At 69.8% G+C, this 11,799-nt stretch carries 10 protein-coding genes; 9 read left to right on the forward strand and 1 reads right to left on the reverse strand.

What is annotated here, in order from left to right; translation table 11 throughout:
- The first annotated feature begins 55 nt into the window (after positions 1-55).
- Entirely contained in the window at positions 56-301 is a 246-nt protein-coding gene (locus ACSQ2F_RS01215; RefSeq protein WP_436018952.1) for a hypothetical protein, read from the forward strand.
- A 49-nt stretch (positions 302-350) separates the two neighbouring features.
- On the forward strand, positions 351-602 hold the full coding sequence (gene infA / locus ACSQ2F_RS01220; protein WP_436018954.1) for a translation initiation factor IF-1: 252 nt from the start codon (positions 351-353) through the stop codon (positions 600-602).
- A 636-nt stretch (positions 603-1,238) separates the two neighbouring features.
- Here infA and ACSQ2F_RS01225 read toward each other — a convergent pair.
- A complete protein-coding gene (locus ACSQ2F_RS01225) occupies positions 1,239-1,718 on the reverse strand; it encodes a hypothetical protein (protein ID WP_436018956.1) in 480 nt (159 codons plus the stop codon).
- 92 nt (positions 1,719-1,810) lie between these two features.
- Here ACSQ2F_RS01225 and ACSQ2F_RS01230 point away from each other — a divergent pair, with 92 nt between their 5' ends.
- The 7 genes from ACSQ2F_RS01230 (at position 1,811) to ACSQ2F_RS01260 (ending at position 11,790) form a co-directional block, all read left to right on the forward strand.
- Complete coding sequence (locus tag ACSQ2F_RS01230) at positions 1,811-2,047, forward strand: DUF2805 domain-containing protein (protein WP_436018958.1); 237 nt, start codon at positions 1,811-1,813, stop codon at positions 2,045-2,047.
- 340 nt (positions 2,048-2,387) lie between these two features.
- Entirely contained in the window at positions 2,388-4,124 is a 1,737-nt protein-coding gene (locus tag ACSQ2F_RS01235) for a beta-1,3-glucanase family protein (protein ID WP_436018960.1), read from the forward strand.
- Positions 4,125-4,156: 32 nt separating this feature from the next.
- On the forward strand, positions 4,157-6,007 hold the full coding sequence (locus tag ACSQ2F_RS01240) for an RICIN domain-containing protein (RefSeq protein ID WP_436018962.1): 1,851 nt from the start codon (positions 4,157-4,159) through the stop codon (positions 6,005-6,007).
- An 89-nt stretch (positions 6,008-6,096) separates the two neighbouring features.
- Positions 6,097-7,782: a carbohydrate-binding protein gene (locus ACSQ2F_RS01245; RefSeq protein WP_436018964.1), complete on the forward strand. Its 1,686-nt coding sequence runs from the start codon at positions 6,097-6,099 to the stop codon at positions 7,780-7,782.
- An 85-nt stretch (positions 7,783-7,867) separates the two neighbouring features.
- Positions 7,868-9,373, forward strand: a complete 1,506-nt coding sequence (locus ACSQ2F_RS01250; protein ID WP_436018966.1) for a CoA-acylating methylmalonate-semialdehyde dehydrogenase — start codon at positions 7,868-7,870, stop codon at positions 9,371-9,373.
- A gap of 5 nt (positions 9,374-9,378) precedes the next feature.
- A complete protein-coding gene (locus ACSQ2F_RS01255) occupies positions 9,379-10,533 on the forward strand; it encodes an acyl-CoA dehydrogenase family protein (RefSeq protein ID WP_436018968.1) in 1,155 nt (384 codons plus the stop codon).
- A 99-nt stretch (positions 10,534-10,632) separates the two neighbouring features.
- Positions 10,633-11,790: an enoyl-CoA hydratase/isomerase family protein gene (locus ACSQ2F_RS01260; protein WP_436018970.1), complete on the forward strand. Its 1,158-nt coding sequence runs from the start codon at positions 10,633-10,635 to the stop codon at positions 11,788-11,790.
- Positions 11,791-11,799 lie beyond the last annotated feature (9 nt).

An 11,799-nucleotide genomic window follows, 5' to 3' on the forward strand; every position in this document is an offset into this window, starting at 1 on the left:
CGGGCGGTCCGCTCCCGATTTCTGCCGCGGCCTGGCCGCGGCCACAGGTTCATCGATGTCCTATCCGTTTCCTCTCCTCGACGGCCGCTGCCGTCTCTCGCCCCTGTCGCGCCGTCTCGATGACGGGGCATTCAGCGCGAGCGTGTCCATCCGCCGCGGCCAGGGCAGCGCCTCCACCGACCGGGTGGTGCGCCTGGCTCCTCGCTTCGATTCCGAGGGCGACGCCCTGGCGTACGCTCTCCAGCAGGCCACCACCTGGATCACCGACGCGTTGCGGCAGCCCTCTGCCGTGGCCCTGTGACCGGGTCGCCCTTCCCACACTCCTCCCAACCTTCACTCCGAAAGCGCCCATGTCCAAGGAAGATCTGATTGAAATGAATGGCAAGGTCGACGACGTGCTGCCCGATTCGCGGTTCCGCGTCACGCTCGAGAACGGCCACACGCTCGTGGCCTACACCGCGGGCAAGATGCGCAAGCACCACATCCGCATCCTGGCCGGCGATCGCGTGTCGCTCGAGCTCTCGCCCTACGACCTGAGCAAGGGTCGCATCACGTTCCGCCACATCGAAGGCCGCGGCCCAGGCCCGTCTTCGCGTCGCTGAATCGGCGTCCAGCCGCCACTGAACCGCTGCCAGCCCGCCGCTGAATGCCGCCGGGCGAGGTCCGGCACGCCCGCGCCGAGCGCCGGTGGCCGGCATGCTGCCGCCCTTCGCGCCTACGGGTGCGTCCCGGCGGTCATTTGGCGAGGTGCGGCGACGGCTCCCCGCCTCGCTCGTTGCCTATCGCACGTCGCCAGTCGGCAGTCGGCCGTCGGCCGTCGCCAGTCGCCAGTCGCCAGTCGCCAGTCGGGCGAGGGCCTGCGGCTGAACCGGGCCGGACCGGCCTGCCACCGCCGCGTCTGCGGCCCGGGGCCACGATCGCACCCACACGAGCCTTGCGGCGTTCGCTCCCGTCAACCCTTCTTGGCGCCGCCTTGCCCCGAAGAGGGGGCCTGCCGGTGGAGCAGGGGCGTGCCTGTGCCGGGTGGATGACGTTCGTCGCCTCCCGGCGCAACGGGCGCCTCGGGTGTCGATCGGTCGGCCGACGGCGGCTTGGGGGGTGGGGTCAGGTCCGGATCAGGTGAATTCGGCATGGCAGTCTCCATCGGGGCGGCCACAGGTGCGGCCGTTGCAGCACCATCATCCTGCCTTGGCGTCCGGTTGTCAGTAGGACGCCGACGCCTGGGCGCGCCGAAACGCCTAGCCCGGCCGGCGCAGCCCACCCTCGATCCAGCCCGCCGCGGTGCCGCGGGTCAGCCGGAAATCCGGTGGAACGGTGAAGCGCGCCAGCGTCTGTCCGCCGTCGTCGAAAGCGGAAAGCACGGCACTCGGGTGATCGTCGTCGGGCGTGATGTCGAGCGTCACCCTCATGCGGCCTTGGGCGGTGTCCAGTTCGATCTCGCGGTGCAGCGCCGCGTGGCGCTGCTGCTCATGGCGACGGAGCACCTCGGATGCCGTCTTCACCAGCGTGAAGAAGGCGGGCGCGTCGAGCGGCTTGGGGTTCTTCTTGTCGCGGCCCATGGTCCACGGGCCCACCAGTGCGGGCTCGGCCTGGCCGTCCTGGGTCATCGAGACAGCCCAGCCGTCGTCATCTTCGTTCTTGATGACGCGTGCGGTCCAGCCATCGTCCTGCCAGAGGGTGGGTTGGTGGACGGGCGCGTCGGGTTCTTCGTGGCTCATGGGGCTTGCGTGCGGAGCGAACTGTGGTTCCATACAGTAACACGCCGCCGGGCCGTCCGTCCCTTTCATCGCCTCCAGCCTCACAATCCGCCATGGCCAAACCGGTTCCCCGCCTCAGTCCTGAAGAGATCCAGCGCATCATTGCCGTCGCCTGGGATGACCGTCCGCCCTTTCCGGCGGTACTGCGCAGCCACGGCCTGTCACATGGACAGGTCGTCCAACTCCTGAAGCGCGAACTGACGCCCAGCGCATTCAAGACCTGGCAGGCGCGCATCCGCGCCAGCGGTCCGGCATCCAGCAGGGTGCCCTCCCGCGAGCGCCGGCGCTGACACGCCCCGTTTCCCCGCGCAGCCGCATCCGGATTGACGGGGATCAACCCGGGCAGCGCTTTCACTGGAACCGGTTTCAGACCAAGGCGCAAGTTTGGTAACCGGAGGCTAATGCCCCGGCAACATTCGCTGCACCGCGGCCGATCCTGAAAGCGGCCGTCGATTCGCTTCGCGCGGCGGCCCGGGCCCGGTGACGGTCGTGCAGGCAGGTCCTTGTCGAACCGTCGCGCTTGCCATCGGGCCACGTATCGTTGCGTTGCGGCTTGTTGCAAGCGACCGGCACCAGGTTTCGTGCCCCACCAAGAGAATTCGCGCACTTCTTCACGAGGGCGTCAATTTCATGGGCAGCATCTTCAAGCGATGGTTGGGCTTTCTTCTGTTCTGGGGCTGCGTGGCCACCGCTCCAGCAGCCGCCTTCACGCACGGCGTGGACGTGGCCGGTCCGGTGGCCACCGTCTGGTTCAAGGGCGATGCCGCCACGGCGGCCTGGGTGGACATCCACTACGACCTCAACGGCGGCGGACTGCAGAACTTCCGCATGCGGCACGTGGCAACGGCCGGGCGCCATGAGCAGCAGGTGCCGGTCAGCACGGGCCACCGCCTTGGCTATTCGTTCACCCACGGCGGCTCTGCGGGCGCCGCGGACACCGCCCGCTTCCTGTACACCGTCGGGGCCGCGCCGTCGCCTGGAACGCCGGCGCAAGGCGCGGTCTGTTTCTTCGAGCATGTGAACTTCCAGGGCGCCTCGTTCTGCACCGATGCTTCGTCCGCCTACGTGGGTGCCGCCTGGAACGACCGCATCTCCTCCGTGAAGGTGGGTGGCGGCCGCGAAGTCCGGCTCTATGAACACGCAAGCCACGGCGGCCGCGAACTGGTGCTGACCTCCGACACACCGGACCTGCCGGCCCGCGGTTTCAACGACCTCGCATCCTCGCTGCGCATCGCCGCCGCCCCGGTTCCGCCACCGGCCGGCTCAGGTGCGATGGCGCTCGACCTCGTCAACGGAACCGGCGGGGCCTACCGCGACGACCAGGTCCACTTCGCCATCCTTGGCTACGACCCGGCCACCCGGGCCCTCGTCCACGTCGACCGCAATGGCCGGCTGGTGCCTGCCACGCCTGCCGACAACGACGCACCCAACCGGCTCGTCAAGCAGGGCCAGACCTACGCCAACTACTTCCATCGGCTGAGCGATCTGCGCGGCCTGTCGCTGCCCCGCATCGATTCCGGCCGGCTGTTCATCAGCCTGGGCTCGCCGATGTACATCAAGGTCAACCGCGCCGGTGATGGCAGCGTCGGCTTTGCCGGCCCCGACCTCGGCAATCCGTCGGACCCGAACCAGGACGTGCATTTCGAGTGGGTCGAGTTCACGCTCGACCAGTACGGCTATCACGGCAACACCACGCGAGTCGACCAGTTCGGCTTCCCCGTGCGCACCCGTCTCGTGGGCCTGGACGGGTACGACCGGACGCTCGGCGAAACGGAATCGCGCGCGACCCTCTTCGCCGCCTTCGAGGCCGAGGTGCCGGCCGCCTTCCGCTCACTCGTGCGTCGGCCGTATCGCATCGTGGCGCCCGGCAAGGGCGACTTCAACCACGGCCGTCCGCAGGCCGGCTACTTCGATGCCTATGTCGACGCCGTGTGGCGCCACCACGCGGCGCAGGAGCTCGTGTTCACTGCCGAGGCCGGTACGTTCAGGGGCCGTGTGATCGGCAACGATTTCATCTTCTCGAAGGATGGCGGCCCGGCGAACCTTGCCATCCGTGGCAAGCCCAGCACCCAGGCCATCCTCGAAGGCTCGGGCAACCTGGCTGCGGGCAGCTCGCTCGAGAAGGTCCTTCAAGCCCAGATGACCGCCGCGTTCAACCGCGGGCTGCTGCTCAACGTGGATCCGGCCCAATGGAGCAATCCCGCGAGCTACTACCCGCGCGACCCCGCCAACCACTACGCCCGCTTCTGGCACGCCCACAGCATCGACGGGCTGGCCTACGGCTTCTGCTACGACGACGTGCGCGGACACAGCAGCCTGCTCGAGCACCCGGCCCCTCGGTCGCTGACGGTCACCGTCGGCTGGTGATGCCGCATTCCCGAACCCTTCCAGGAGACGCCATGAACGACTTCCTTCGAACCGGCCTGGCCTTGGCCTGCGTGCTGGCGGTGAGTGCCTGCGGCTCCGGGGACGGCGACGCGCCGACCACCGCCGCCGCGTCCACGGCCAGTACCGAGTCCCCGATCGACAAGGCCCTGGCCGGTTCCGACGCGGCCGAGTCCGGCGGCAACGCCGTGACGGGTGCATCCACGGACCTGCTGCCGCCGGGGCGGTACGTGCTCGTCAATGCCAACAGCGGCAAATGCGTGGACGTGGCCGGTGCCAGCGGGGCCGACGGCGCCAACATCCAGCAGGCCGACTGCAACACCAGCCTGGCCCAGGTGTTCGACGTCCTCCGTCCCGAAGGGCAGGGCCACGTGCTGCGCAACGCCGGCAGCGGCAAGGCGCTGGACGTGGCGGCTGCATCGAAGGCCGACGGCGCCAACGTGCAGCAGTGGAACGACAACGGCACCAACGCCCAGCGCTTCCGCATCACGCGGGTGCAGGGCAATCGCTTCGTGCTGACCAACGTCAACAGCGGCAAGTGCGTCGACGTGGCGGGCGGCGCGCTGGGCGACGGCGCCAACATCCAGCAGGCCACCTGCAACGGCATGGCTGCGCAGCAGTTCCATGCCCATCCGCACAGCGCCTCCGGCCGGGGCGTATTGCCGGTCGGTCAGTACACGGTGAGCTCGCACCACTCCCGCCTGTGTGTCGGCCTGGCCGGCGGCGGCAACGTCCCGGCGGGAGCGCCCGTGGTGCAAGCGGTGTGCGACGGCAGCGCGGCGCAGCGCTTCGACGTGCTGGCCGACGCGGGCGGCACGTACCGCTTCTCGCATGCCGTGTCGCACCTGTCGTTCGACGTTGCCAACGTGGCCACGGCGAATGGCGTGCCGCTCGTGCAATGGCATGACACCACCGGGCTCAACCAGCGGTTTGCGGTGAAGGCCACCGGCAGCGGCTACCAGATCGTCGCGCAGCACAGCGGGCGTTGCATCGACCTTCGCGACTGGAGCAAGTCGGCAGGTGGCGCGCTCCAGCAGTGGGACTGCGGCGACCAGGCCAACCAGCGCTGGGCCTTCGAGCCGGCGGGTGGCGCGACACCGCCGCCCCCGCCCGCTGGAGGGTGGTCGCTCGTCTGGCGCGACGAATTCGATGGCAGCGCGGTCGACGCCGCCAAATGGAGCTTCGAGGTGAACGGCGCGGGCGGCGGCAACAACGAGCTGCAGTACTACACGGCGCGTCCGGAGAACGCCTTCGTCTCGAACGGCCGCCTGACGATCCAGGCCCTGCGCGAACGCTACTGCAGCACCGACGGTTGCCGCGACTTCACGTCGGCACGGCTGCGCACGCTGAACAAGGGCGACTGGCTTTACGGACGGATGGAGGTGCGCGCCCGCCTGCCGCGAGGGCAGGGCCTGTGGCCCGCCATCTGGATGCTGCCGAGCGACTACGCCTACGGCGGTTGGGCGGCCAGTGGCGAGATCGACATCATGGAAGCAGTGAACACCGGTGGCAGCGGTGGCAACGTGGTGCACGGCACGCTGCACTACGGCGGCGCCTGGCCGAACAACACCTACAAGGGCGGCCAGACCACGCCGGCCACCAGCGTGGCCGACAACTTCCACGACTACGCGGTCGAGTGGGAACCCAACCAGATCCGCTTCTACGTCGACGGCGCGCTGTACCACACGGCCACCGAATGGTGGTCGAGCGGCGGCGCCTTCCCGGCGCCGTTCAACAAGCGCTTCCACATGATCCTCAACGTGGCGGTGGGCGGCAACTGGCCGGGCTCGCCCAACGCGGGCACCGTCTTCCCGCAGCGCATGGAGATCGACCACGTGCGTGTCTACCAGCGTGCCACGCCATGAACCGCCGCGGCATTCATGGCTCCACGGCGTTGCTGCGTCCGCCAGCCTTGGCGCAGCCCACCCCCTTGTCTCGCATCGAAGGAAATCGCATGAAACGCAACCGTCTGGGCGCCACCGCGCTCGCCGTCGCCCTCGTCAGCCTGTGGGGCCAGGTGCAGGCCGCCACCGCGTGGCGTGAAGGCGTCGCCTATGCCGCCGGTACCGTCGTCACCTACGCCGGCCGCGACTACGTCGCCCTCGTCAGCCATACCGCTTGGGCCGGCTCGGGCTGGAACCCGGCGGCCACCGCATCGCTCTGGCGCGCCAGCGCCCAGGCCCCGGCGCCCGCCCCATCGCCTTCGCCGTCGCCTTCGCCTGCCCCGTCGCCCGCCCCTTCACCGGGCGCCTGCTTCACGGCCTGGTCGGCCGCGAGCGCCTACACGGGCGGAGCCACCGTGACCCGTGGCGGGACCAACTACCGCGCCAACTGGTGGACCCAGGGCGATGACCCCGCCACGCAGAGCGGTCCCTCCGGCAGTGGCAAGCCGTGGACCGTGTTGAGCGCTTGCGCCGGCACGCCTGCACCGGCACCCGCTCCTTCCCCGTCGCCGTCGCCGTCGCCATCGCCTGCACCCGCGCCTACCCCCGCCCCGGCCCCGGCACCCAGCCCGTCTGACCCGCTCACCGTGGGCGATGCGGTCAAGGCCGTCCAGACCAAGCGCGTCTACGTCGGCTACTACCCGAGCTGGAGCGACAACTGGTTCGACGCCACCGGCAAGTCGGCCAATGACGTCTACCGCGCCAGCAAGTTCGCCCGCATCCCCGGGACGTACACGCACGTGATGGCCGCCTTCGCGGACCCGAACTTCTCGTGGGCGGGCCTCGCCGCCAACTCCTTCTCTGGCACCGGCATGAGCTTCAACGCCACGCCGCGGGACATCAAGGCCGCCATCGACGTCCTCCACCAGCGCAACATGAAGGTCATCCTGGCGGTGGGCGGTGCGACGTACGGCAACTGGGGCCCGCTCGCGGCCGAAGGCCAGCGTGGCAGCGGTCCCATCACCAGCGCGCTGGCACGCTTCATCAGCGAGATGGGCTTCGATGGACTGGACGTTGACTACGAGGTCGATGGCGACGTCGATCGCTACGCCAACTCGATCAAGGCGCTGCGTGCCGCCGTCGACCAGGCGGGCGGTGGCCGCCTGCTCACGCTGGCCGGCTGGTCGACGGGCGCGGACTGCACCGCCCAGACCGCGGCCGACCCGTCCTGCGCCGGCAAGCTGTCGTACTGGGGCGGCAACGCCGGCCGCGAACGCGCGGTGGTGTTGAAGTACCCGGCCATCGCCGGCATGCTCGACATGGTCAACGTCATGAGCTATGACGCCCGCTTCGAGCACTACGACGGTGTGGTGGCCTACAACGACTACCGCAACCTGTTCCCGGCTCGCACCATCGTCTCGATGGGCCTCGAGAGCGCGCCCGAAGGCTGGGCCGGTGCCAACCTCGTCATCAACAACGCCGATGCGCAATGCGAAGGCTCGCGCCTGCTGCAAGACCAGTACGGCACCGTCATCAACGCACCGTACTCGGTGGAGCGCTACACCGGCGCCGTGCTCGCCAGCAGCAGTTCGAAGCGCAACCCGCGCGACGGCGCCATGCTGTGGGCGATCATCAAGCCCACCGTCGGCAACTGTGGCAGCGCGCCGCTGGCCGCGCCAGGCACCATCGGTGCGAAGGTCGGCTCGACCTTCGGCCTGCCGGTGGACCCGCTCCTGCGCGCGGCGGAGTGGAAGTGACCTGAGTTCCGCCCTCGGGTCCGGGGGCATTGTGAAGGGCATCGGGCGCCGCTAGGATGGGTCACACCCCATTGGAGCGACGCCGATGCCTGCCTCCTCTCCCACCGTCAAGCTGCTGATCGGAGGCCGCTTCGTCGAGTCGCGGTCCAGCGAGTGGCGCGATGTCGTCGACCCGGCCACCCAGACCGTGCTGGCGCGCGTTCCCTTCGCCACCCCGGATGAAGTGCAGGCCGCGGTCGCGGCCGCGAGCGAGGCCTTTCGCACCTGGCGCAAGACGCCCATTGGCGCACGCGCCCGCGTCTTTCTTCGCTTCCAGCAACTCATCCGCGAGCACATGAGCGAGCTTGCGGCCCTGCTCACCGCCGAGCAGGGCAAGACGCTGGCCGATGCCGAGGGCGACGTCTTCCGCGGGCTCGAAGTGGTGGAGCACGCGGCCGCCATCGGCAACCTGCAGCTGGGTGAGATGGCAAGCCAGGTGGCCACCGGCGTGGACACCTACACGCTGCTGCAGCCGCTCGGCGTGTGCGCCGGCATCACGCCGTTCAACTTCCCCGCCATGATTCCCTTGTGGATGTTCCCGATGGCCATTGCCACCGGCAACACCTTCGTGCTCAAGCCCTCCGAGCAGGATCCCATGGTGACCATGCGACTGTGCGAGCTGGCGCTGCAGGCCGGCGTGCCGCCGGGCGTGCTCAACGTCGTTCATGGCGGCGAGTCGGTCGTCAATGCGCTGTGCGACCACCCCGACATCAAGGCGCTGAGCTTCGTCGGCTCGACGCGGGTGGGCACCGAGGTGTACCGCCGCGCCACCCTGGCCGGCAAGCGCGTGCAATGCATGATGGGCGCGAAGAACCACGCCGTCGTGCTGCCCGACGCCTGCAAGGGGCCGACGCTCGACGCGCTGGTCGGCGCCGGTTTCGGCGCGGCCGGGCAGCGCTGCATGGCGGTCTCGGTGGCAGTGCTGGTCGGTGCCGCCCGCGACTGGATTCCCGATCTGGTGGCGCGCGCCCGCGCGCTCACGCTCGGCGCCGGCACCGAGCCCGGGGTCGATGTCGGGCCGCTCGTGTCCTGCGCGGCCCGCGAGCGTGTCAGCGCCTTCATCGCCCAGGGCGTCGCGGAAGGCGCCCGGCTGCTGCTCGATGGCCGCGAGGCCTCGGTGCCCGGCTTCGAACGCGGCAACTTCATCGGCCCCACCGTCTTTGCCGGCGTGCGACCCGGCATGGCCATCTACGACCAGGAGATCTTCGGCCCCGTGCTGTGCCTCGCCGAGGCCGCGACGCTGGACGACGCCATCGCCCTGGTCAACGCCAACCCCAATGGCAACGGCACGGCGCTCTTCACCCAGTCGGGCGCGGCGGCGCGCCGGTTCCAAGAGGACATCGACGTGGGACAGGTCGGCATCAACGTGCCCATCCCGGTGCCCGCGCCGATGTTCTCCTTCACCGGCTCGCGCGCCTCCAAGCTGGGCGACCTCGGCCCCTACGGCAAGCAGGTGGTCCTGTTCTACACGCAGACCAAGACCGTCACTGCCCGCTGGTTCGACGACGCCATGGTGTCCGATGGCGTCAACACCACCATCCGCCTCCGCTGAGCACCATGGACTTCCAACCGACCGAAGAGCAGCAGGCGTTCGAAGCGACGGCTCGCAGCTTCGCCGCTGCCGAACTGGCGCCGCATGCCGCCACCTGGGACCGCGAGTCCACCTTCCCGCGCGAGACCATCCGCCGCGCCGCGGCGCTGGGCTTCTGCGGCCTGTACGCGCCCGAGTCCATCGGCGGCCTCGCCCTGTCCCGCCTGGACAGCACCTTCGTCTTCGAGGCGCTGGCCGGCGCCGACCCGTCCACCACGGCATTCCTCACCATCCACAACATGGTGACCTGGATGCTGGGCACCTGGGGCGGCGAGGCGGTGCGCGCCCGCTGGGGCGAGGCCCTCACGGGCGGCGACAAGCTGGGGTCCTATTGCCTCACCGAGCCCGGGGCCGGTTCAGACGCCGCATCGCTGCAGACACGCGCGGAGCGCACGGCACAGGGCTACGTCATCCACGGCGGCAAGGCGTTCATCTCGGGCGCCGGTGCCACCGACGTGCTGGTTGTCATGGCACGCACCGGTGGGCCGGGTGCAGGCGGCATCTCGGCCTTCGTGGTGCCGGCCGACGCCCCGGGGGTCGGCTACGGAAAGAACGAACCCAAGATGGGTTGGCACAGCCAACCCACCCGCAGCGTCAGCTTCGATGGCGTCGAGATCCCGGAAGACCACCGGCTTGGCGCCGAGGGAGAAGGCTTCCGGCTCGCGATGAAAGGGCTGGATGGCGGGCGCATCAACATCGCCACCTGTTCGGTGGGCGCGGCCCAGGCGGCGCTCGACACGGCCAGAAGCTACCTGCACGAGCGCGAGCAGTTCGGCCGTCCCCTGGCCAGTCAGCAGGCCTTGCAGTTCCGCCTCGCCGACATGGCCACCGAGCTGGTCGCGGCCCGACAGATGGTGAGGCTGGCCGCGAGCCAGCTCGACCGTGGCAGTCCCGATGCCACGGCCTATTGCGCGATGGCCAAGCGCTTCGCCACCGATGCCGGCTTCACGGTCTGCAACGAGGCGCTGCAACTGCATGGCGGCTATGGCTACCTCAACGCATTTCCGCTCGAGCGGCTCGTGCGCGACACGCGCGTGCACCAGATCCTCGAAGGCACCAACGAGATCATGCGGCTCATCGTCGCCCGTCGCCTGCTGGACCACGATGCCGAGTTGCGCTGAGCGCCGGCCTGCGAAAGGCGACGGGCCGCACGTGCGCCGGCCAGACCGCTGCTGCGAGCCCCTCGCGGTCCGTTCCATCCAATCACCTTCGACTGTTCCATGACCGAACCCACCTCAGGTACATCGAGCACCGCCCGGTTACCGCCTGAGCCGGTGGTCCGCTTCCGCGAACTGCCCACGCGCAGCGGCCATCGCTTCGGCGTCGCCACGCTCAACGCGCCCTCGGCGCTGAACGCGCTGTCGTCCGACATGGTTCGCTTGCTCGACCCCCAGCTGCGCGCCTGGCGCGACGACCCCCAGATCGCGGGCGTGCTGCTCGACGCGGCGGGCGACAAGGCCTTCTGCGCCGGCGGCGACCTGCGCCGCCTGTACGCCGCTATCCGCGCGGCCGGCCCCGCGCGCAACGCGGAGGCCGAAGCCTTCTTCAGCGAGGAATACGCCCTCGATCACCTGATCCACCGTTTCCCCAAGCCCGTGCTCGCCTGGGCGCATGGCATCGTGATGGGCGGAGGCGTCGGCCTGATGGCGGGCGCCTCGCACCGGGTCGTCACCGAGTCCACCCGGCTGGCCATGCCCGAGATCGGCATCGGCCTGTTCCCGGATGTCGGCGGCAGCTGGTTCCTGCGCCGCATGCCCGGACGCGTCGGACTGTTTCTCGCGTTGACGGCCGCGCCCCTGAACGCCGCCGATGCGCTGCATGTCGGCATTGCCGACGCCTTCGTGCCGCACGCCCGCAAGGCCGCTGTGCTCGAAGCGCTGGCCGCTGCCGAGTGGGCGGGCGATGAGGCGGCCGATCGCGCGCGCCTCACCGACCTGCTGCGGACGGCAGGCGAGGGCGCAGCCCTTCCGGACGCGATGGTTCCTCGGCATCGAGCGGCCATCGACGCGTTGATGGCCGACGAGGTGCTGGCCGACATCGCCTCGCGCCTCGGCTCGATGCAGGGTCAGGACGCCTGGCTTCAGGCGGCGGGGGAAACCTTCACCCGCGGCTCTCCCACCTCCGCCGCACTGGCCTTCGCCTTGTGGCAACGCGCCGAGGGTCGGTCGTTGGGCGAGCTGCTGCGCCTCGAGTACCACGCCGCGCTCGGTTGCTGTGCCCATGCCGACTTCCCCGAGGGCATCCGCGCCCTGTTGATCGACAAGGACCGCCGCCCGAGGTGGCAACCCGCTCGACTCGCCGACGTGACCGAAGCCCTCGTCGAAGACCATCTGCAACCGCGGGGCGAATTGCCGGCGCGGCTGGCCCATCTCGACTGATCTGCCTTC

Source organism: Rhizobacter sp. LjRoot28, assembly GCF_964253025.1.
In the GTDB taxonomy this organism is placed as follows: Bacteria; Pseudomonadota; Gammaproteobacteria; order Burkholderiales; family Burkholderiaceae_C; genus Rhizobacter.

Excerpts from the sequence above, each read along its gene's own strand:
- ACSQ2F_RS01215 (WP_436018952.1), top strand. The coding sequence starts at position 56 with ATGTCCTATCCGTTTCCTCTCCTCGACGGCCGCTGCCGTCTCTCGCCC.
- infA (WP_436018954.1), top strand. The coding sequence starts at position 351 with ATGTCCAAGGAAGATCTGATTGAAATGAATGGCAAGGTCGACGACGTG.
- ACSQ2F_RS01225 (WP_436018956.1), bottom strand. The coding sequence starts at position 1,718 with ATGAGCCACGAAGAACCCGACGCGCCCGTCCACCAACCCACCCTCTGG.
- ACSQ2F_RS01230 (WP_436018958.1), top strand. The coding sequence starts at position 1,811 with ATGGCCAAACCGGTTCCCCGCCTCAGTCCTGAAGAGATCCAGCGCATC.
- ACSQ2F_RS01235 (WP_436018960.1), top strand. The coding sequence starts at position 2,388 with ATGGGCAGCATCTTCAAGCGATGGTTGGGCTTTCTTCTGTTCTGGGGC.
- ACSQ2F_RS01240 (WP_436018962.1), top strand. The coding sequence starts at position 4,157 with ATGAACGACTTCCTTCGAACCGGCCTGGCCTTGGCCTGCGTGCTGGCG.
- ACSQ2F_RS01245 (WP_436018964.1), top strand. The coding sequence starts at position 6,097 with ATGAAACGCAACCGTCTGGGCGCCACCGCGCTCGCCGTCGCCCTCGTC.
- ACSQ2F_RS01250 (WP_436018966.1), top strand. The coding sequence starts at position 7,868 with ATGCCTGCCTCCTCTCCCACCGTCAAGCTGCTGATCGGAGGCCGCTTC.
- ACSQ2F_RS01255 (WP_436018968.1), top strand. The coding sequence starts at position 9,379 with ATGGACTTCCAACCGACCGAAGAGCAGCAGGCGTTCGAAGCGACGGCT.
- ACSQ2F_RS01260 (WP_436018970.1), top strand. The coding sequence starts at position 10,633 with ATGACCGAACCCACCTCAGGTACATCGAGCACCGCCCGGTTACCGCCT.